The sequence below is a fragment of the Pseudomonas sp. S5F11 genome (genome assembly GCF_019641515.1).
Lineage (GTDB): Bacteria > Pseudomonadota > Gammaproteobacteria > Pseudomonadales > Pseudomonadaceae > Aquipseudomonas > Aquipseudomonas rhodesiae.
In genome coordinates this window covers 3760236-3781403 of record NZ_JAIFJZ010000001.1, presented here as the reverse complement: position 1 = coordinate 3781403, position 21168 = coordinate 3760236, and the positions used below count along the sequence as shown (strand labels likewise).

18 protein-coding genes and 1 pseudogene are annotated in these 21168 nt (G+C 61.0%); 7 read left to right on the top strand and 12 right to left on the bottom strand.

Annotated features, from left to right (window positions below):
* The first annotated feature begins 5 nt into the window (after window positions 1-5).
* Entirely contained in the window at window positions 6-1502 is a 1497-nt protein-coding gene (locus K1567_RS16950; RefSeq protein ID WP_047881765.1) for a YifB family Mg chelatase-like AAA ATPase, read from the top strand.
* A gap of 25 nt (window positions 1503-1527) precedes the next feature.
* Here the strand turns inward: K1567_RS16950 and K1567_RS28030 are convergent, their stop codons facing one another.
* The 3 genes and pseudogenes from K1567_RS28030 to K1567_RS16940 form a co-directional block, all read right to left on the bottom strand.
* The gene (locus tag K1567_RS28030) at window positions 1528-2250 is read right to left on the bottom strand and encodes a methyl-accepting chemotaxis protein (protein WP_373874164.1); all 723 of its coding nucleotides are present in this window, start codon (window positions 2248-2250) and stop codon (window positions 1528-1530) included.
* A gap of 180 nt (window positions 2251-2430) precedes the next feature.
* A pseudogene (locus tag K1567_RS28025) lies at window positions 2431-3465 on the bottom strand (Cache 3/Cache 2 fusion domain-containing protein); the annotation flags it as partial.
* 219 nt (window positions 3466-3684) lie between these two features.
* On the bottom strand, window positions 3685-4605 hold the full coding sequence (locus K1567_RS16940; RefSeq protein WP_047881766.1) for a LysR substrate-binding domain-containing protein: 921 nt from the start codon (window positions 4603-4605) through the stop codon (window positions 3685-3687).
* Between the two features lie 153 nt (window positions 4606-4758).
* Here K1567_RS16940 and K1567_RS16935 point away from each other — a divergent pair, with 153 nt between their 5' ends.
* The gene (locus tag K1567_RS16935) at window positions 4759-6162 is read left to right on the top strand and encodes a NorM family multidrug efflux MATE transporter (RefSeq protein WP_169867692.1); all 1404 of its coding nucleotides are present in this window, start codon (window positions 4759-4761) and stop codon (window positions 6160-6162) included.
* 25 nt (window positions 6163-6187) lie between these two features.
* Here the strand turns inward: K1567_RS16935 and K1567_RS16930 are convergent, their stop codons facing one another.
* On the bottom strand, window positions 6188-7861 hold the full coding sequence (locus K1567_RS16930) for a bifunctional diguanylate cyclase/phosphodiesterase (RefSeq protein ID WP_034115448.1): 1674 nt from the start codon (window positions 7859-7861) through the stop codon (window positions 6188-6190).
* 268 nt (window positions 7862-8129) lie between these two features.
* Here K1567_RS16930 and rep point away from each other — a divergent pair, with 268 nt between their 5' ends.
* Both rep and K1567_RS16920 read left to right on the top strand, forming a co-directional pair.
* On the top strand, window positions 8130-10139 hold the full coding sequence (gene rep, locus K1567_RS16925) for a DNA helicase Rep (protein WP_034101459.1): 2010 nt from the start codon (window positions 8130-8132) through the stop codon (window positions 10137-10139).
* 58 nt (window positions 10140-10197) lie between these two features.
* Window positions 10198-10770: a xanthine phosphoribosyltransferase gene (locus K1567_RS16920; protein WP_003195447.1), complete on the top strand. Its 573-nt coding sequence runs from the start codon at window positions 10198-10200 to the stop codon at window positions 10768-10770.
* 74 nt (window positions 10771-10844) lie between these two features.
* Here K1567_RS16920 and K1567_RS16915 read toward each other — a convergent pair whose 3' ends face one another.
* The 6 genes from K1567_RS16915 to dadA form a co-directional block, all read right to left on the bottom strand.
* A complete protein-coding gene (locus K1567_RS16915) occupies window positions 10845-12767 on the bottom strand; it encodes an acetyl-CoA hydrolase/transferase C-terminal domain-containing protein (protein ID WP_220698667.1) in 1923 nt (640 codons plus the stop codon).
* 134 nt (window positions 12768-12901) lie between these two features.
* The gene (locus K1567_RS16910; protein ID WP_034115450.1) at window positions 12902-13312 is read right to left on the bottom strand and encodes a cytochrome c5 family protein; all 411 of its coding nucleotides are present in this window, start codon (window positions 13310-13312) and stop codon (window positions 12902-12904) included.
* A gap of 182 nt (window positions 13313-13494) precedes the next feature.
* Window positions 13495-14043: a cupin domain-containing protein gene (locus tag K1567_RS16905; RefSeq protein WP_005792468.1), complete on the bottom strand. Its 549-nt coding sequence runs from the start codon at window positions 14041-14043 to the stop codon at window positions 13495-13497.
* 116 nt (window positions 14044-14159) lie between these two features.
* Window positions 14160-15233: an alanine racemase gene (gene alr, locus K1567_RS16900; RefSeq protein ID WP_169867628.1), complete on the bottom strand. Its 1074-nt coding sequence runs from the start codon at window positions 15231-15233 to the stop codon at window positions 14160-14162.
* A gap of 78 nt (window positions 15234-15311) precedes the next feature.
* Entirely contained in the window at window positions 15312-15665 is a 354-nt protein-coding gene (locus tag K1567_RS16895) for a RidA family protein (protein WP_034101463.1), read from the bottom strand.
* Entirely contained in the window at window positions 15637-16938 is a 1302-nt protein-coding gene (gene dadA / locus K1567_RS16890; RefSeq protein ID WP_034101464.1) for a D-amino acid dehydrogenase, read from the bottom strand. Before dadA ends, K1567_RS16895 begins: the two co-directional genes overlap by 29 nt.
* A 155-nt stretch (window positions 16939-17093) precedes the next feature.
* On the opposite strand from dadA, the gene K1567_RS16885 reads away from it, so the two are divergent.
* On the top strand, window positions 17094-17582 hold the full coding sequence (locus tag K1567_RS16885; RefSeq protein ID WP_003176896.1) for an Lrp/AsnC ligand binding domain-containing protein: 489 nt from the start codon (window positions 17094-17096) through the stop codon (window positions 17580-17582).
* Here K1567_RS16885 and K1567_RS16880 read toward each other — a convergent pair.
* Window positions 17579-17932 carry a YkgJ family cysteine cluster protein gene (locus tag K1567_RS16880; protein WP_169867629.1) on the bottom strand — a complete coding sequence of 118 codons (354 nt, stop codon included), beginning with the start codon at window positions 17930-17932 and terminating at the stop codon, window positions 17579-17581. The genes K1567_RS16885 and K1567_RS16880 overlap by 4 nt on opposite strands.
* Before the next feature lie 113 nt (window positions 17933-18045).
* On the opposite strand from K1567_RS16880, the gene K1567_RS16875 reads away from it, so the two are divergent.
* On the top strand, window positions 18046-19338 hold the full coding sequence (locus K1567_RS16875) for an FAD-binding oxidoreductase (protein ID WP_169867630.1): 1293 nt from the start codon (window positions 18046-18048) through the stop codon (window positions 19336-19338).
* Here the strand turns inward: K1567_RS16875 and K1567_RS16870 are convergent, their stop codons facing one another.
* Window positions 19339-19563: a DUF1127 domain-containing protein gene (locus K1567_RS16870; protein ID WP_034101468.1), complete on the bottom strand. Its 225-nt coding sequence runs from the start codon at window positions 19561-19563 to the stop codon at window positions 19339-19341.
* A gap of 164 nt (window positions 19564-19727) precedes the next feature.
* On the opposite strand from K1567_RS16870, the gene K1567_RS16865 reads away from it, so the two are divergent.
* A complete protein-coding gene (locus tag K1567_RS16865) occupies window positions 19728-21152 on the top strand; it encodes a PLP-dependent aminotransferase family protein (RefSeq protein ID WP_034101469.1) in 1425 nt (474 codons plus the stop codon).
* Window positions 21153-21168: the final 16 nt, after the last annotated feature.

Below are 21168 nucleotides of genomic sequence, written 5' to 3'. Positions count from 1 at the left end.
CGAGCATGTCCCTCGCCATCGTCCACAGCCGCGCCCAGATCGGCGTCGAAGCGCCCGCCGTCACCGTCGAAGTGCATATGGCCAACGGCCTGCCGTCCCTGACGCTGGTGGGGCTGCCCGAAACCGCAGTCAAGGAAAGCAAAGACCGCGTGCGCAGCGCCATTCTCAACTCCGCGCTGCAATACCCTGCCCGTCGCATCACCCTCAATCTCGCGCCCGCTGACCTGCCTAAGGACGGCGGGCGTTTTGACCTGGCGATTGCCTTGGGCATCCTGGCGGCGAGTGTGCAAGTGCCGGCGCTGATGCTCGATGACGTGGAGTGCCTGGGCGAACTGGCCCTGTCCGGCGAGGTACGCGCGGTGAAAGGTGTACTGCCGGCGGCACTGGCCGCACGCAAGGCGGGACGCACGGTGATAGTTCCGCGTGCGAACGCCGAAGAAGCCTGCCTGGCATCGGGGTTGAAGGTGATTGCGGTGGATCACTTGCTGCAGGTGGTGGCGCACTTGAATGGCCAGGTGCCGATCGAGCCATACAGGTCCGATGGCTTGCTGTATCTGAACAAGCCCTATCCGGACTTGAGTGAAGTGCAGGGCCAATTGGCGGCCAAGCGCGCGCTGCTGCTTGCTGCGGCTGGCGCACATAACCTGCTGTTCAGCGGCCCGCCCGGCACCGGCAAAACCTTGCTCGCCAGCCGCTTGCCCGGTCTGCTGCCGCCCTTGACCGAACACGAAGCCCTGGAAGTCGCGGCCATCCAGTCGGTGGTCAGCCTGGCACCTCTGAGCCATTGGCCCCATCGGCCGTTTCGCCAGCCCCATCACTCCGCGTCCGGGCCGGCCTTGGTGGGCGGTGGCTCGAAACCCCAGCCGGGGGAAATCACCCTGGCCCATCACGGTGTGCTGTTTCTGGATGAATTACCGGAATTCGATCGCAAGGTGCTGGAGGTACTGCGCGAGCCGCTGGAGTCAGGGCATATCGTGATTTCCCGCGCGCGCGACCGGGTAAGTTTCCCGGCGCGCTTCCAACTAGTGGCCGCAATGAACCCCTGCCCCTGCGGTTATCTGGGTGACACCACCGGGCGCTGTCGCTGTACGCCGGAGCAGATCCAGCGCTATCGCAACAAACTGTCCGGGCCGTTACTGGACCGGATCGACTTGCACCTGACGGTTGCACGGGAAACCACGGCGCTGAACCCGGCACTGGCAGCCGGGGATAACACAGCAACGGCGGCCGCACAGGTTGCCAACGCGCGGGAGCAGCAGGAAAAACGCCAGGGCTGTGCCAATGCGTTTCTGGACCTGCCGGGGTTGCGCGAGCATTGCAGGCTGGCGAAGGCCGACGAGAGCTGGCTGGAGAGTGCCTGCGAGCGGCTGACACTCTCCTTGCGCGCGGCTCACCGCTTACTCAAGGTGGCGCGCACGTTAGCCGATCTGGAGCAGGAGGCTACGATCACTCGCGAGCATCTGAAGGAGGCGCTGCAATACCGCCCGGCGGCTATCATGTGAGCATCCCTCCCTGATCAACAGCGCTTCAGCGGAAGCGATCCACCTCATGCCGCAAGCCCGACGCCAGTGTCTCCAACTCCTTGGCGGTGATCGCCAGGTTCGAGACGACTTCGCGCTGTTCGCTGTTGGCCAGCGCAATGCTCTGCAGGTTGCTGCTGAGCAAAGTCGCGGTGCTGCTCTGTTCCTGGGTAGCCGTGGTAATCGCAGCGAACTGCTGACCGGCCGAGCGGCTTTGTTCGTCGATCCGCGCCAGGGCCGACGCCACGTCGGCGTTGCGCGACAAGCCTTCCTGCATCAGAACCTTGCCTTGCTCCATGGTGCTGATGGCGTTGCCGGTTTCTTTCTGAATGCTTTGGATCATCCCGGAAATTTCATCGGTGGCTTCACGTGTACGCGAGGCCAGATTGCGCACTTCATCCGCCACTACAGCGAAACCACGGCCTTGCTCACCGGCCCGCGCAGCCTCAATGGCGGCGTTGAGCGCCAGCAGGTTGGTCTGTTCGGCAATGGCGGTGATCACACCGACGATGCCGCCGATCTCCTGGGAACGCTGACCCAACGTGTTGATCACCGTTGCGGTGCTGTTCAGTGCCGTAGCGATATGCTCCAGGGACGACGAGGCTTCCTGCATCGAGTTGCGTCCGATCCGGGTCTGTTGGGCGTTCTCTTGAGCCAGACGTTCGGTGTTGCCCATGTTGTCGGCGATGTTCAGCGATGTGGCGCTGAACTCTTCCACCGCGCCGGCCATGCTAGTGATTTCACCGGACTGCTGCTCCATGCCCTCATAGGCGCCCCCGGACAACCCGGACAGCGCCTGAGCGCGACCGTTGACCTCTTCGGCCGCCTTGCGGATATGCGACACCATGGTCGACAGCGCTTCCCCCATCTGGTTGAAGGCCCGCGCCAGTTGGCCGATCTCGTCATGGCTGGAGACGTTCAGGCGAGCACTCAAATCCCCAGCGCCCAGGGCTTCGGCCTGACGCACCAAATCGCCCAACGGCGCCAGTTTGCTGCGCAACAACCATACCGTCGCACCCACCGCCAGCAACATCGCCAACACACTGCCGATCACCAGACGCAGGCCGACGGCCCAGGTGACCGCGCGGATTTCCGCCTTTGGCATGCTGGCGACCACTGCCCACGGGCCGCCGTCGAACGGTACCGATACGCTGTAGAAGTCTTCGCTCTTATCGCTCCAGAAACGTCCCTTGCCTGGGGTTTTGGCCAGATCCAGCATCACCGGCACCGCTTGCTCCGGGGCCTGCACACCCGCCGGCGACACCAGCCAGTGTTTCTGTTCATCCAGCAAGGCCAGTGAACCGGTCTGGCCGATGCGGAAGCGTTTGAGGTTCTCGAACTGGGCGTTCTGCGCATCGGTGTAGTCGAAACCGATAAACAGCACCGCGATAACTTTGCCGCTGGCGTCACGCACCGGGCTGTACTGAGTCATATAGGAGCGATCGAACAACACCGCCCGACCAATATAGGGCTGCCCGCTGAACACCCGCGCATACGCCGGGCTCTGGCGGTCCAGCACAGTACCGATGGCGCGGCTGCCGTCCTGCTTGGTCAGGGAGGTGCTGACCCGGATAAAGTCGTCGCCACTGCGCACGAACACCGTGGCTACGCCGCCGGACATCTGCTTGAACACATCCACTTCGGTGAAGTTGTTGTTCAGCACCTCGCTGCCCAGATACAGGCTCGGGGTCTGCACACCGGCGACCGCGATGGGCTGGTCCGCGCGCACGCTCAAGCCCGCGCTGAAGCGCTTCTCGAACAGCCCCGTCAGGCGCTGAGTGCTTTCACGCAGCGTGCTATGGAACGTATTCAGCTGGTCGGCGAGCAGGCGCGCCTCGCTGGCCAAATGTTCCTCGCGGGTGTCGAGGTTGGCGGCATCCAGGGAACGCAGGGCAAAAACAGTACTGCCGCCAATGGCGACAGCCAGGATCACGGCAAGGGCCATACCGAGTTGGGAGGCAATCCGGGCACGAGGTTGAGACATGACAGCTCCTGGCCGAGGCCAGGATCATCCTGATCTCATAGCGCTGCTCGGCAAATTATCTAAGTGGGCAAACGTTGGTGCACGATGGTTCCAACACACCTACTTCGGCGGGTGATTGCAATACTTGAGCGAATCGCAGGGGTATCGCGCAAACGGTTGCGCACCAGCGTTATAAGCACTTCAATCGAAGCGTTCCACCGCAGGCAACACCATCGCTTGCACTTCGCTCTGCAGGAAATCCGCGAGGCGTCGCAGGCGCTCGCCACCCGGACGGGTTTTCGGCCAGACCAGATAATAGTGCTCGCCACTGGCCACAGCGCTGGGCCATGGCAGGCTCAGCCTCCCCTGAGCCACGTCTTCGGCCACCATCAGCAGGTCGCCCATGGACACGCCGTACCCCCGCGCCGCCGCGATCATGCCTAGTTCCAGGGTATCGAAGACTTGCCCCCCCTTGAGCGACACTTGGGACGACAGCCCCATGCGCTCCAGCCAGTAGCGCCAATCGCGCCGATCCGGCGTCGGGTGCAGCAACTCAGCCGTGGCCAGTCGCGCCGCGTCCCAGGGGCCGTCGTCGAGCAGGTTGGGGGCGCCGACGGGAATCAGCATCTCGGGAAACAGGCGACACGCCTCCCAATCCGTGGGGAAATGGCCATTGCTGAGTAGGACGGCACAGTCGAACGGCTCGTGGTTGAAGTCCACTTCGTCAACGCTCATCCACGCGCTGGTCAGTTGCACCTCATTGCCCGGCTGCAAATGCCGAAAACGACTGAGCCGCGCCAGCAGCCAACGCATGGTCAGGGTGGAGGGGGCCTTCATGCGCAGGATGTCGTCCTCGCTATTGAGGGTGTGGCAGGCCCGCTCCAACGCGGCGAACCCCTCGCGCACGCCGGGCAACAGCAGCCGTGCGGCCTCGGTAAGTTGCAGGTGGCGACCGCTACGCTGGAACAGGCGACAGGCGAAATGCTCTTCGAGGGTGCGGATATGCCGGCTCACCGCACTTTGGGTGATGGACAGTTCTTCGGCGGCGCGAGTGAAAGAGTTGTGCCGGGAAGCGGCCTCAAAGGCACGCAGGGCATAAAGCGGTGGAAGACGACGAGACATTGGGAAAGCTCCGACAACTCAATACGAGAACCCTACCAGACTCGATAGGAGCATGAGTTTTAATCATGCGAACGATCGCATTTATCCCTTTGTGCAATGGGCTGAGAGCGCCGAGAATCAACCCTCCCCCAATTCTATGACTTTCAGAGCGTGATGATTATGCAGCATCCGGCACGTACCGAACTCTGGGCCATTCTGCGGCTTTCCGGGCCGCTGATCGCCTCGCAGTTGGCCCACATGCTCATGGTGCTGACCGACACTTTGATGATGGCGCGCCTGAGTCCCGAAGCCTTGGCCGGCGGTGGCCTGGGCGCGGCGAGCTATTCGTTCGTGTCGATCTTCTGCATCGGCGTGATCGCCGCCGTGGGTACGCTGGTGGCCATCCGTCATGGCGCGGGCGACATCGAAGGCGCCACGCGTCTGACCCAGGCAGGGCTTTGGCTCGCTTGGTTGATGGCCCTGGCGGCCGGCCTGCTGCTATGGAACCTCAAACCGGTGTTACTGCTGTTCGGCCAGACCGAAACCAACGTGCAGTCGGCGGGGCAATTTCTGACGATCCTGCCGTTCGCCCTGCCTGGCTACCTGAGCTTCATGGCCCTGCGTGGCTTCACCAGCGCCATAGGTAAAGCCACGCCGGTGATGGTGATCAGCCTCGGCGGCACGGTGCTCAACTACCTGCTCAACCACGCACTGATCGAAGGTATGTTCGGCCTGCCGAAACTCGGCCTGATGGGCATTGGCCTGGTCACGGCGATCGTCGCCAATGGCATGGCGCTGACGTTGATGTGGTACATCCGCAGCAATCGTGCGTATGCCGCCTACCCGCTGAGCAGCGGCCTGCTGCGCCTCAATACCCACTATCTGCGCGAACTGTGGCGGCTGGGGCTGCCGATTGGCGGCACCTATTCGGTGGAAGTCGGGCTGTTTGCCTTCGCGGCGCTGTGCATGGGCACCATGGGCAGCACGCAACTGGCTGCGCATCAGATCGCTCTGCAGATCGTCTCGGTGGCGTTCATGGTGCCGGCGGGGATGTCCTACGCAGTGACCATGCGCATCGGCCAGCACTACGGCGCCGGGCAGTTGCTGCGGGCCCGTCTGGCAGGACGCGTCGGAATCGGTTTCGGCGCCTTGGTGATGTTGGGGTTTGCCGCCGTGCTGTGGCTGTATTCCGACCCGCTGATCGGACTGTTCCTCGACCATAACGACCCGGCGTTCCATGACGTCATCGTCCTGGCCGTCAGCCTGTTGGCCGTGGCGGCCTGGTTCGAACTGTTCGATGGCGTGCAAACCATCGCCATGGGCTGCATTCGTGGGCTCAAGGACGCCAAAACCACCTTCCTGGTCGGTTTGGGTTGCTACTGGCTGATCGGTGCGCCGTCGGCCTGGCTGATGGCGTTCACCCTGGGCTGGGGCCCCACCGGTGTATGGTGGGGATTGGCACTGGGGCTGGCCTGCGCGGCAGTGAGCCTGACCTGGGCGTTTGAAGCGAAGATCAAACGCATGATTCACCAGGAACCTGCGGACCAAGTAGCGTTTCAGACTGCGCAAACGGACTAGAAGCCTATTGCGTTGCTTCGCCGCGCTAGTTGGCCGCGCCCGGCATGGCTTGCCGGCCATTGCCGATAGTCAGGTAATCCACCAGCTCAGGCAATGGCAACGGCTTGCTGATCAGGTAACCCTGGGCCTGGTCGCAACCGAACAAACGCAACAGCGCCAATTGCTCTGGGGTTTCGACGCCTTCGGCCACCACTTCCAGGTTGAGGTTGTGAGCCAGATTGATCATGGCGTGCACCAACTTGCGGTTCTCTTCGCGCTCCTCCATGCCGCCCACGAAGCTCTTATCGATTTTCAGCAGGGCAATCGGCAGGCTGTTGAGGTGCACGAACGATGAGAAACCGGTACCAAAGTCATCCAGGGAAAACCGCACGCCCAGGCGACCAAGGGCATCCATGGTTTGTTTGACCAAGTCACTGCGGCGCATCACGGCGGTTTCGGTCAGTTCGAACTCCAACCATTGCGCCTCCACCCCACGCTCAGCAATCAGGCGGCTGAGGGTAGAGAGCAATTGGCTGTCCTGAAACTGACGGAACGACAGGTTGACCGCCATGTGCAGCGGCGGCAGGCCGCGTTCGCGCAAATCCTGCATGTCACGCAGGGCACGGGAGATCACCCAATAGCCCAGCGGCACGATCAAGCCGCTTTGCTCGGCCAGGGGCACGAACTCGCTGGGCGGGAGCAGGCCGCGCTCGCCGTGGCGCCAGCGCACCAGGGCTTCGAGACCGACGATATGGCCGTCATCCAGGTCCAGGCGCGGCTGGTAATGCAGCTCCAGCTCATCGCGCCGCAGGGCACGACGCAGTTCGCTCTCCAGATCGGCCAGACTGCGGGCGTTGCGGTTGATGCGTTCGTTGAAGATATGAAAGGTGCAACCCTGGGTGCTTTTAGCTTGCTGCATAGCGATATGGGCGTGCCACATCAGCGGGTCGGCGCCGGCGCGAGCGCGGGCATGGGCCACGCCCAGGCTGCAGCCGATCAGCAGGCTTTCGCCATCCACCCAGTAGGGTTCGGCCATGGCTTCGATGATGCGTTCGGCCATCCATTCAGCACGCTGCGGCGCACGGCGTGTGTCGATCAGCAAGGCGAATTCGTCGCTGCCCAGGCGGGCGAGCTGGTCGCCGATTTCGAGCTGGCTCTTGAGCCGCGACACGACCTGCAGAATCAGGCGATCGCCGGCCTGGTGGCCGAGGGCATCGTTGGCATGGCGGAAATTGTCCAGGTCCAGATGGCCGAGGGCCAGGCCGCGACCATCATTCTCGGCCAGCCTCGCAGCCAGCAAGGTCTGGAAGCCCTGGCGGTTGGCGATACCGGTGAGCGGATCCTGCTCGGCCAGGCGTTGCAGGGTCGTCTCCAGTACACCGCGCTCGCGCACATGACGCAGGCAGCGGCGTAGCGTGTCGACAGCTATTGCATCACGCACCAGCCAATCGCTGACGCCAAGGGGCGCAACCAGCGGCTCCTGCTCAAGCAGCAGCACGCAGGGCAAGCTGCAACGGCCGGGGGCAGGTTGCAGGGCCGGTGTGGTCAACAGCACCGCGCTCTGGTCGTCATCGAACAGACGACTCACGGAATCCCAACTTGGCGCGCTGATCAGCACAGCCCCATCGCCCATCGGCGCCAGGCACTCGCGCAACAACGCTGCCCACTCAGGCGTATCGGCCAGAAGCAGCAAACGCAAGGGTTCGACAGGCGTAGACAAGCTAGCTCCCTAGACTCTGCAAGATTTCATTGGCGGCGGGCATTATGACGCGCGGCCTGATAATCACCAATGATAAGAGTTATCAAACACGCCGGTTGTAATCATTTGTCAGTGCTTCAACCACAAGAAGCCCCGACATCCTGCGGCAAAGTAGCAAAACCGGCAAATTTAGATCGAGTGGTACGTCACACCGTCGATCCAGGGCAGCAGAATCTTGCCAGCCTGTTAAAATGCCCGCCCTTTTGACCAACGACCCCAAAAAATCCGTATGTCCCGACTCAACCCCCGGCAGCAAGAAGCCGTGAACTACGTCGGCGGCCCTCTATTGGTGCTCGCCGGCGCAGGCTCCGGCAAGACCAGCGTGATCACCCGCAAGATCGCGCACCTGATCCAGAACTGTGGCATCCGCGCTCAGTACATTGTCGCCATGACCTTTACCAACAAGGCCGCGCGCGAAATGAAAGAGCGCGTCGGCACCCTGCTCAAGGGGGGCGAGGGCCGTGGCCTCACCGTGTGTACCTTCCACAACCTGGGACTGAACATCATCCGCAAGGAGCATGTGCGGCTGGGCTACAAACCGGGCTTTTCGATCTTTGACGAGACCGACGTCAAAGCCCTGATGACCGACATCATGCAAAAGGAATACGCGGGCGACGACGGCGTCGATGAGATCAAGAACATGATCGGCGCCTGGAAAAACGACCTGATCCTGCCCGCCGAAGCCCTGGAAAACGCGCGCAACCCTAAGGAGCAGACCGCCGCCATCGTCTACACCCACTACCAGCGCACGCTCAAGGCGTTCAACGCGGTGGACTTCGACGACCTTATCCTGCTGCCGGTCAAGCTGTTCCAGGAACACAAAGACATCCTGGAGAAATGGCAGAACAAGGTGCGCTACCTGCTGGTGGATGAATACCAGGACACCAACGCCAGCCAATACCTGCTGGTAAAGCTGCTGATCGGAACGCGCAACCAGTTCACCGTGGTGGGCGACGATGACCAGTCGATCTACGCCTGGCGCGGTGCCCGCCCGGAAAACCTGATGCTGCTCAAGGAGGACTACCCGTCCTTGAAGGTGGTGATGCTGGAGCAGAACTACCGCTCCACCAGCCGTATCCTGCGTTGCGCCAACGTGCTGATCTCCAACAACCCTCACGAGTTCGAAAAGCAACTGTGGAGCGAGATGGGCCATGGCGATGAGATCCGCGTGATCCGCTGCCGCAACGAAGACGCCGAAGCCGAGCGCGTGGCCGTCGAGATCCTCAGCTTGCACCTGCGCACTGACCGGCCTTACAGCGATTTCGCGATCCTGTACCGGGGCAACTACCAGGCCAAGCTGATCGAGCTGAAATTGCAGCACCACCAGGTGCCGTATCGTCTGTCAGGCGGTAACAGCTTTTTCGGACGTCAGGAAGTCAAAGACCTGATGGCTTATTTCCGTCTGATCGTGAATCCAGACGACGACAACGCCTTCCTGCGCGTAATCAACGTACCGCGTCGGGAAATCGGCTCCACCACCCTGGAAAAACTCGGCAACTACGCCACCGAGCGCAAGATCTCGATGTACGCCGCTACCGACGAAATCGGCCTGGGCGAACATTTGGACACGCGCTTCACCGATCGGCTGTCGCGCTTCAAGCGTTTCATGGACAAAGTGCGCGAGCAATGTGCCGGCGAAGACCCGATCAGCGCCCTGCGCAGCATGGTCATGGATATCGACTATGAAAACTGGCTGCGCACCAACAGCTCCAGCGACAAGGCCGCGGATTACCGCATGGGCAACGTCTGGTTCCTGATCGAAGCACTGAAGAACACCCTGGAAAAAGACGAAGACGGCGAGATGACCGTCGAAGACGCCATCGGCAAGCTGGTACTGCGCGATATGCTCGAACGCCAGCAGGAAGAAGAAGATGGCGCCGAAGGTGTACAGATGATGACCTTGCATGCCTCCAAGGGCCTGGAATTCCCCTACGTGTTCATCATGGGCATGGAAGAGGAAATCCTCCCGCACCGCTCCAGCATCGAAGCCGACACTATCGAGGAAGAACGGCGCCTGGCCTACGTGGGCATTACCCGCGCGCGTCAGACCCTGGCCTTCACCTTCGCTGCCAAGCGTAAGCAATACGGCGAAATCATCGATTGTGCCCCCAGCCGGTTTCTCGACGAGTTACCGCCGGACGACCTGGCCTGGGAAGGCAATGACGACACCCCGACCGAGGTGAAGGCCGTGCGCGGCAACACCGCCTTGGCGGATATACGCGCGATGTTAAAGCGCTAGAATCGACTACTTTTTAATCTACTTTCGGCGCACAACGCGCCATTAGAGGAAGCTTTCCGTGGAAGCACTGCACAAGAAAATTCGCGAAGAAGGCATCGTGCTTTCCGATCAGGTACTCAAGGTCGACGCGTTTCTGAACCACCAGATCGACCCGGCGCTGATGAAACTGATCGGCGACGAATTCGCTGCGCTGTTCAAGGATTCGGGCATCACCAAGATCGTCACCATTGAGGCTTCAGGCATCGCCCCGGCGATCATGACCGGCCTGAACCTGGGCGTACCGGTGATCTTCGCGCGCAAGCAGCAATCCCTGACCCTGACCGAAAACCTGCTGTCGGCGACGGTGTATTCCTTCACCAAGAAAACCGAAAGCACCGTGGCCATCTCGCCGCGCCACCTGACCAGCAGCGACCGCGTGCTGGTGATCGATGACTTCCTGGCCAACGGCAAGGCGTCCCAGGCACTGATTTCGATCATCAAGCAGGCCGGCGCCACCGTGGCCGGTTTGGGGATCGTCATCGAGAAGTCGTTCCAGGGTGGCCGTGCGGAGCTGGATGCCCAGGGCTATCGGGTTGAATCGCTGGCGCGGGTGAAGTCGCTGGCCGGTGGCGTCGTCACCTTCATCGAGTAATTTGCTACGAGGTGAACACGGATCAAAATGTGGGAGGGGGCAAGCCCCCTTCCACATTGGCTTTGCGTTGGTTTTTAGTGAGCGGTTGCTTGTAAGCCAGCGAGCAATAGGCGCTGGTAGAGGTCCTCCTTCAAACCCTCCGGCGCATCCAACCGCATCCGCCTCAGATGCGCTGGAAACGCCTGCGGCTCCGGTGCATCCAGCGCCGCCTTGCCCAACTCCAGAATCTCCGTCAGCTTGAATTTGCTCTTGAGCCAGTTCAAGGCGCGCAACAAATCCCGCTCTTCGTCCGTGAAATCGCTGCCCAGCGGATACTCCGGGAACAAACGCCGATGCCGCGCCTGGATACCCTGGAGCCGCTCCGGCGTGTTGTCGCTGAAGCGCGGATCGAGCTGGAAATCCTTGGGCAACTTGCCGGCCTTTTGCGCCTGCTCGATCAAGTCGGCCTGGAAGCGCGAGTCGGTGATGTTGAGCAACGCCTCGATCACCTTCGCGTCCGTCTGACCGCGTAAATCCGCGATGCCGTATTCGGTGATGACGATGTCCCGCAGATGCCGTGGAATGGTGCAGTGGCCGTAATCCCAAACGATATTGGAACTGACCTCCCCGGCCGATTCGCGCCAGCTGCGCAGAATCAGGATCGACCGCGCCCCCTCTAACGCGTGGCCCTGGGCGACAAAGTTGTATTGCCCGCCCACGCCGCTAAGCACGCGGCCGTCTTCCAATTGATCAGCCACACCCGCGCCCAGCAACGTCACCACGATCGCGCTGTTGATAAACCGCGCATACTGACGCTGCAGGCGCTTGAGCGCCTCCTGACCGTATAACTCGTTGATGTAGCTGATACGGGTCATGTTGAATTCAAGGCGCTTGGAATGGGTCATTTCCTGCAAGCGCTGGTAAAAACTGCGCGGGCCAAGAAAGAAGCCGCCGTGGATCGATACACCATCGGGCTGCGCCGCATCGTCGAGCAAGCCGGCGTTGGCCTGCTCCTGAGTGGCCCCATCTGGGTACACCTTGCGCCGCATAATGCCGGCGTCGGCCAGCACTAGCAGGCCATTGACGAACATTTCGCTGCAGCCATACAGGCCACGAGCGAAGGGCGCGACGCCGCCTTCACGGCTGATCAACGGCGCCCAGCGGTACACATCCAGGTCCGTCATCAGCAAGCGATAGGCTTCGTTGTCCGCCTGGCGCGCCAGTAATGCGGCGGTCAGCGCGTCGCCCATGGAACCGATGCCGATCTGCAAGGTACCGCCATCGCGCACCAAGGTACTGGCATGCAGGCCGATAAAGTGATCCTGGAAACCCACCGGCATATTGGGCGTGGAAAACAGCGTGGTGCTGTCCTTCTCATCGAGCAGGTAATCGAATACGTCCATGCCCAGCTCAGAATCACCGGGCATGTAGGGCAAATCGGTGTGGACCTGGCCGACGATCAGGATGGTCTCACCCGCCTCCCGGCGCTTGGCGATCATCGGCAGTAGGTCGAGGGTAATGTCGGGGTTGCAGCTCAGGCTCAGGCGGTCGGGGTGTTCGGCACTGCTGGCGACCAGTTGCGCCACCAGGTTCAGGCCGGCGGCGTTGATGTCGCGGGCTGCATGGCTGTAGTTGCTGCTGACGTAGTCCTGCTGGGCTGAAACGCTGTGCAGCAGGCTGCCGGGCTGCATGAAGAATTGCTGCACGTGGATATTGGGCGGCAGGCTGTCTTTATGCAGGTCGGCGAGAAAGTCCAATTCGGGGTAATCACCGAACACGCGCTCGATAAAGGGTTCGAGGAAACGCTTCTGCAAACCGTCGCCCAATGTCGGGCGGCCCAGGCTTAGAGCGGTATAAATGGTCAGCGCTCGCTCCGGTAGCTTGGCAATACGCCGATACAACGCGTTGACGAACAGATTGGGTTTACCCAAACCCAGGGGCAGGCCCATATGGATATGCGCCGGCAACCGCGCCAGTACGTCGTCAACTGCTTGCTCGATTGAACACAACTGCACCATCCGACCCTCCTGACATTCCATGATTTGGGTTGGACCGAGCTTGCAGGCTCTTTGCTGCAATAACTAGCCTTCAAGATGAATCCCAGGCACAAAAAAGCCGCTCGTAAGCGGCATTTTTGACGAAGATCGGCTGATTAAAGACCGGACATCTTCTTGATCGCGCCCTTGAGGTCATCATCGGAGCAATCGGCGCAAGTACCTTTAGGCGGCATGGCGTTGATGCCAGTGATAGCCTTGGCCAGGATGCCATCGAGGCCGCCCTGGTGGTCAGCGCGCTCTTTCCAGGCCGCGGTGTCGCCAATTTTCGGCGCGCCAAGCAAACCCGAGCCGTGACATGCGTTGCAGTGCTTGGCGATGATCTGATCTGCCGTTTTCGCTCCACCACCGCCGGCAGCCACGGCCACTTCCATGCCTTTGCATTCCTGACCTTGAACACACACCTGGCCCACAGGCTCCAGGCGCTTGGCGATCTCATCATTGGTGGCAGCTTGAGCGCTGACAGCCCATAGAGCCAGTACGGTTGCTGGTGCAGCCAGCATTTTCATAATTAGGTTCACGCGTTCACCCTCAATGGTGGCTATTCACGCCTGCGGCCACGGTTTCGCAGGCGGCGAAAGTATAACGGTTAGCCCGCCTGGCTGAAACAACCCTATTAACCAAAGGGAGATTCAGTCTGGCGGAATGCAGCTACGGGCGGCTCTGCAATGCTGGCAGGACGCCTCTTCTGTTAAAAGTTCGCGGGTGTGGCTGCGCTGATTAGTCGCGCCGGCACGTCGAACGGATTGCGAAAACGGTGGGGCTTGGTGCTTTCAAAGTAGTAGCTATCGCCCGCTTCGAGCACAAAAGTTTCAAGACCGACCACCAACTCCAACCGGCCTTCCAGCAGAATCCCGGTTTCCTCGCCCTCGTGGGTGAGCATTTCTTCACCTGTGTCGGCGCCCGGCGGGTAGATCTCGTTGAGAAACGCGATGGCCCGGCTTGGATGCGCGCGGCCCACCAGTTTCATCGTGACGGCGCCGTCGGAGATGTCGATCAGCTCATTGGCTTTATAGACGATCTGCGTCGGTATTTCCTGAAGGATCTCTTCAGAGAAGAACTCGACCATGGACATGGGAATGCCACCCAGCACCTTGCGCAAGGAGCTGATCGAAGGGCTAACACTGTTTTTTTCGATCATCGAAATGGTGCTGTTGGTGACACCCGCGCGCTTGGCGAGCTCACGCTGGGAAAGACCTTTGAGTTTACGGATGGATTGCAGTCGTTCGCCGACGTCCAATGCAGGTGCCTCCTAGGATTCAGGCTTTGTTGTAATTGAGCGTTATCATGGCGACAGCGTTCAGTATTTACAACACTTTGGCCTAAATCCCGACCAGCTCCATTCGTGACGACCTGTCAGGCCTCGGAGTAGAGCCTTGGCACCCGCCGCAGGTTGCAGAAGATCTGGTAGGGGATGGTCTCGGCGGCGACGGCCACGTCACTGGCCAGAATGTTCTTGCCCCACAGCTCCACCGTAGAGCCCAGACCGGCCTGAGGCACGTCCGTCAGGTCGACGCACAGCATGTCCATGGACACACGCCCCAGCAACTGACTGCGCTGCCCGGCCACCAGCACCGGCGTACCCGTGGGAGCATGGCGCGGGTAACCGTCGGCGTAACCCATGGCCACTACCCCGATTCGCATCGGCTTGGGCGTGATGAACCTGGCACCGTAGCCTACGGGCTCACCCGCCGGCAGTTCACGCACGCAGATCACTTTCGATTCCAGAGTCATCACCGGCTGCAAACGTGCGGCCACAGACTGCGCTTCGCCGAAAGGCGTAGCACCGTAAAGCATGATGCCGGGCCGGACCCAGTCGCTGGACACATTCGGCCAGCCCATTACCGATGGCGAATTGCGCAAGCTGACCTCTGCGCTCAGGCCCTGGCGCGCCGCATCAAACACCGCCACCTGCTCATCACTGCTCACGCAATCGAGCTCATCGGCGCGGGCGAAGTGGCTCATCAGCACAATCTTGGCAACGCTGCCGGTGGCCAGTAGGCGCTGGTAAGCCTCGTGATAATCCTTAGGGTGCAAGCCCACGCGGTGCATACCCGAATCCAGCTTGAGCCAGACGGTCAGCGGCTTGCTCAAGCGCGCCTGTTCGATCGCCTCCAGTTGCCACAGCGAGTGCACCACGCACCAGAAATCATGCTCGATGATCAGTGGCAGCTCGTCGGCTTCAAAAAAGCCTTCCAGCAACAGCACCGGCGCACGAATGCCAGCGGCGCGCAGCTCCAGTGCTTCTTCGATACAGGCCACGGCAAAGCCGTCGGCCTCGGCTTCCAGCGCCTGGGCCACACGTACGGCACCGTGGCCATAGGCATCGGCCTTGATCACGGCAAGTGCCTTGGCTCCCGTGACTTCACGGGCCAATTGGTAGTTGTGGCGCAGGGCTTGGAGGTCGATCAGGGCACGGGCTGGACGCATGACGGCAGGCTTCTAGGCGGCAGAGTGAAGAAAAACCGGCGCTGATCAACAAACCTCAGCGCCGGGAGAGGATCTGTATTACGGCAGAGCAGCCACGACGGACAGTTCTACCAGGATTTGCGGCTCGCACAGCTTGGCCTCAACCGTGGCGCGGGCCGGGGCAACCCCTTTGGGCAACCAGGCGTCCCACACCGCGTTCATACCGGCGAAATCGGCGTCGATGTCTTTCAAATAAATCGTCACCGACAGCAATCGGGTCTTGTCGGTACCGGCCAGGTCCAGCAAACGCTCGATATTGGCCAAGGTTTCACGGGTCTGCTGTTCAATCCCGGCGCCCATGTCGTCGCCGACTTGCCCAGCCAGGTACACGGTACCGCTGTGGACAACGATCTGGCTCATGCGCTCATTGGTGAGCTGGCGCTGGATTGACATGTTTTGCGGACTCCTGGTGGTTGCCATAACGGGAAATATCGAGGCCTGCGGCGCTGATTTGCGGGGTTTTCTTGGCCATCAGGTCGGCCAGCAAACGGCCCGATCCGCAGGCCATGGTCCAACCGAGAGTGCCGTGGCCGGTATTCAGGAACAGGTTCTTGAACGGTGTGGCACCGACAATCGGCGTGCCGTCAGGTGTGGTCGGACGCAGGCCGGTCCAGAACGAAGCCTGGGCCAAATCGCCGCCTTGAGGATAAAGGTCGTTGACGATCATCTCCAGGGTTTCACGTCGACGCGGGTTCAGCGACAGGTCAAAACCGGCTATTTCAGCCATGCCACCGACGCGAATGCGGTTGTCGAAACGGGTGATCGCGACCTTGTAGGTCTCGTCGAGAATGGTCGACGTGGGCGCCATCGCCGGGTTGGTGATCGGCACAGTCAGCGAGTACCCCTTGAGCGGGTACACCGGGGCCTTGATACCCAGCGGCTTGAGCAACTTCGGCGAATAACTGCCCAAGGCGAGCACGTAGCGATCGGCCGTTTCCAGCTTGCCATCGATCCATACGCCGTTGATGCGGTCGCCCGCGTGATCGAGGCGCTGGATGTCTTGTTCGAAGCGGAACTCAACGCCCAATTGCGTGCACATCTCGGCCAGGCGCGTGGTGAACATCTGGCAGTCGCCGGTCTGATCGTTGGGCAAGCGCAGGGCACCGGCCAGAATATCGGTGACGCTGGCCAGGGCAGGCTCGACGCGAGCAATGCCGGCACGGTCAAGCAGTTCGAAAGGCACGCCGGACTCTTTGAGCACCGCGATGTCCTTGGCCGCGCCATCCAACTGCGCCTGGGTACGGAACAGTTGGGTAGTACCGAGGCTGCGGCCTTCGTAGGCAATACCGGTCTCGGCGCGCAGCTCATCAAGGCAGTCGCGGCTGTATTCGGACAAACGCACCATGCGCTCTTTGTTAACTGCATACCGGCTGGCGGTGCAGTTGCGCAGCATCTGCGCCATCCACAGGTATTGATCGATATCGGCGGTGGCCTTGATGGCCAGCGGCGCGTGGCGTTGCAGCAGCCATTTCATGGCCTTGAGCGGCACACCCGGTGCGGCCCAGGGCGAGGCGTAACCGGGGGACACCTGACCGGCGTTGGCGAAACTGGTTTCCATGGCTGCGGCGGGTTGACGGTCGACGACCACCACTTCGAAACCGGCACGCGCCAAATAGTACGCACTGGTGACACCAATGACGCCGCTACCCAAGACCAGAACGCGCATTTTTATATCCTCATCGCGGCGTGGCCGCCGACGTGTGTTATTCGAGCAATGATGGGCGCAGTATAAAAAGCAATCACCAGTGCATTTCACTATATAAATGCCTATATTTGGCGACAATTCTCGGCAAAAACCGTTTTTACAGAGGCGTATCCCCTATGCGTACCAATACCCAGACCAAACGGGAGCTGGACAAGATCGATCGCAATATCCTGCGCATCCTACAAACCGACGGGCGCATATCGTTCACTGAGCTGGGGGAAAAGGTCGGCCTCTCGACCACGCCCTGCACCGAGCGCGTGCGGCGCCTGGAGCGCGAGGGGATCATCATGGGCTACAACGCACGGCTGAACCCGCAGCATTTGAAGGGGAGTTTGCTGGTATTTGTCGAGATCAGCCTGGATTACAAGTCGGGAGACACCTTCGAAGAGTTCCGCCGCGCCGTGCTGAAACTGCCCCATGTGCTGGAGTGCCACTTGGTGTCCGGTGACTTCGACTACCTGGTGAAAGCGCGGATTTCCGAGATGGCCTCGTACCGCAAACTGCTGGGCGACATCCTGCTCAAGCTGCCCCACGTGCGTGAGTCCAAGAGCTATATCGTGATGGAAGAGGTAAAGGAGAGCCTGAACCTGCCGATCCCGGACTAAACCAATACCTGCCGGGTGCTGGCCATATATGCGTGGATCTGTTTTTCCACCCGTGGATGAATCAGCTCCACCGGCCGGCGCCCGTTGGGGCATGGCAAGGTTTGGGTGGTGCCGAACAACCGACAGATCAGCGGTCGCTCGTCATACACCGTGCAGCCAGTGGGGCCCAGGTGGACGCAGTTCAGCTCGTCCATGGCGGTTTCCTGCTCGGCAGCGGTCTTGCGCGGCAGGCGCGACATTTCCTCGGGGGATGTGGTCACCGGCCCACAGCAGTCGTGGCAGCCCGGAACACACTCGAACGAAGGAATCTGACGGCGCAATGCGCTGATCTTCTGACGGTTGCAACTCATCGAACAGGTACTCAACGGCGAACAGGGGTGGATTCTGCCGCAAATTCCCCTGCGCAGACAGCATCGTCCGACCGCTGTATCCTGCGTCAAATTTTCCAAACAGGGATGCGCCCATGATCGCCAGCGCCCGGCACGCCGATTCCTACTACGCCGCCAGCAGCCTGCCTCTGCCTGATTACCCAGCGTTGACAGGGGAAGTCACGGCCGACGTGTGCGTGGTCGGCGGCGGTTTTTCCGGGCTCAACACCGCACTGGAACTGGCCGACCGGGGTTTCAGCGTAGTGCTGCTGGAGGCGCGCAAAGTCGCCTGGGGCGCCAGCGGACGTAATGGCGGCCAGCTGATTCGCGGCGTCGGCCATGGCCTCGACCAGTTCGCCAACGTCATCGGCACCGACGGCGTGCGCCAGATGAAGCAGATGGGTCTGGAAGCTGTGGAGATCGTGCGCGAGCGCGTCGAGCGCTTCCAGATCCCTTGCGACCTGACCTGGGGCTATTGCGACCTCGCCAACAAACCTCGCGATCTGCAGGGCCTGGCCGAAGATGCCGAAGAACTGCGCAGCCTTGGTTATCGTCATGAAGTGCGCTTGCTGCAAGCCAACGAAATGAGCAGCGTGATCGGCTCCGAGCGCTACGTCGGAGGCATGATCGACATGGGTTCCGGCCACCTGCACCCGCTGAACCTGGCCCTTGGCGAAGCTGCCGCCGCCGAGCGGCTGGGCGTGAGGCTGTTCGAACAGTCAGAAGTGACCCGCATCGACTACGGCTCCGAGGTCCGAGTCCACAGCGCCCAGGGTATGGTGCGCGCAAAGACGCTGGTGCTGGCCTGCAACGCTTATCTCAACGGTCTCAACCCTCACCTGAGCGGCAAGGTATTACCCGCCGGCAGCTATATCATCGCCACCGAACCCTTGAGTGAAGCCCTGGCCACGCAACTACTACCGCAGAACATGGCGGTGTGTGATCAGCGAGTCACCGTGGATTACTTCCGGCTGTCCGCCGATCGTCGCCTGCTGTTCGGTGGTGCTTGTCATTATTCCGGACGCGATCCCAAGGACATCGGCGCTTATATGCGTCCGAAAATGCTGCAAGTGTTCCCGCAGTTGGCCGACGTGAAGATCGATTACCAATGGGGCGGCATGATCGGCATCGGCGCCAATCGCCTGCCGCAGATCGGTCGCCTGGCCGATCAGCCCAATGTGTATTACGCCCAGGCTTACGCCGGCCATGGCCTCAACGCCACGCATCTGGCGGGCCGGCTGCTGGCCGAAGCGATCAGCGGCCAACAGCAGGGGCGTTTCGATCTGTTCGCCCAAGTGCCGCATATGACCTTCCCCGGTGGCAAGCATTTGCGCTCGCCGCTGCTGGCGCTAGGCATGCTTTGGCACCGTCTCAAAGAGCTGCTCTGATCAATCGCGCCAGAACGGTTTCAGACCTTCCTCCCGCGCCTGTTGGGCACTCAAGCCGATGTCGCGCAGTTGCTCGCCGGTCATGCTCAGCAAAGCCTTGCGCGTGTGGCGACGGCGCCAGAACAGCCCCCAACGACTGATATCGCCCGGCGTTGCGGCCCGTGCGTGGTCAGCCTCCAGTTCCTGACTGTGTAACCTCAGGCGCACATCGCTTATGCCGTTCATTTTGTTGCCCCTCATTTGCCGGTTGCCATGAGCGACTAGAATGAGCGAGCGAGCAAAACCATTACAGATTCAACTTTTATCTATTAAATCCATACAGATACTGCCACTGGGTGGCTGAATCCTGTATTTTCCCAAGATCTGTACTGGTCCCGGGAGCGACCGCCATGACCCTCTACGTCAACCTCGCCGAACTGCTGGGCACTCGCATCGAACAAGGCTTCTATCGCCCCGGCGACCGGTTGCCCTCCGTCCGTGCGTTGAGTGTGGAGCACGGGGTCAGCCTGAGCACCGTGCAACAGGCCTATCGCTTGCTGGAAGACAACGGCCTGGCAACCCCCAAACCCAAGTCCGGGTACTTCGTACCCGTGGGCCGTGAGCTGCCCGCCCTGCCGGAAATAGGCCGTCCGGCCCAGCGCCCAGTGGAGATTTCCCAATGGGATCAGGTGCTGGAACTTATTCGCGCCGTACCGCGTAAAGACGTCATACAGATGGGCCGCGGCATGCCCGATGTGTTGTCACCCACCCTCAAACCCCTGCTGCGCAGCCTGGCCCGCGTCAGTCGACGCCAGGATCTTCCCGGCCTGTATTACGACAACATTCTCGGCTGTATGGAGTTGCGCGAGCAGATTGCTCGACTGTCATTGGATTCCGGCTGCCAACTGGGCGCCGAAGACATCGTGATCACCACCGGCTGCCACGAGGCACTCTCCGCCAGCATCCACGCCATCTGTGAGCCCGGCGATATCGTCGCGGTAGACTCGCCGAGCTTCCATGGCGCCATGCAGACCCTCAAAGGCCTGGGCATGAAGGCCCTGGAAATCCCTACCGACCCGCTCACCGGCATCAGCCTCGAAGCGCTGGAGCTGGCCTTAGAGCAGTGGCCGATCAAGGTCATCCAGTTGACCCCCAACTGTAACAACCCGCTGGGCTATATCATGCCCGAGGCACGCAAGCGTGCGCTGCTGAACCTGGCCCAGCGCTTCGATGTGGCAATTATCGAAGACGATGTATACGGCGAATTGGCCTACAGCTACCCACGCCCGCGCACGATCAAATCCTTCGATGAAGACGGCCGCGTACTGTTGTGCAGTTCATTCTCCAAAACCCTCGCCCCAGGCCTGCGTATTGGCTGGGTTGCACCGGGGCGCTATTTGGAGCGAGTGCTGCACATGAAATACATCAGCACCGGTTCTACGGCCACACAGCCGCAGATCGCGATCGCCGAATTCCTCAAGGGCGGGCATTTCGAACCACATTTGCGACGGATGCGTACCCAATACCAGCGCAATCGTGACCTGATGCTCGATTGGGTCAGCCGGTATTTTCCCGCTGGCACCCGCGCCAGCCGGCCTCAGGGCAGCTTCATGCTGTGGGTAGAACTACCGGAGGGCTTCGACACCCTCAAACTCAACCGTGTGCTGGTAGAACAAGGCGTACAGGTGGCTGTAGGAAGCATCTTTTCTGCATCCGGCAAGTACCGCAATTGCCTGCGCATGAACTACGCTGCCAAGCCAACCCCGCAGATCGAAGAGGCAGTGCGCAAGGTCGGCATCGCCGCGAGCAAAATGCTGGCCGAATCAGCGGACTGACCTTTCACGGCAAATA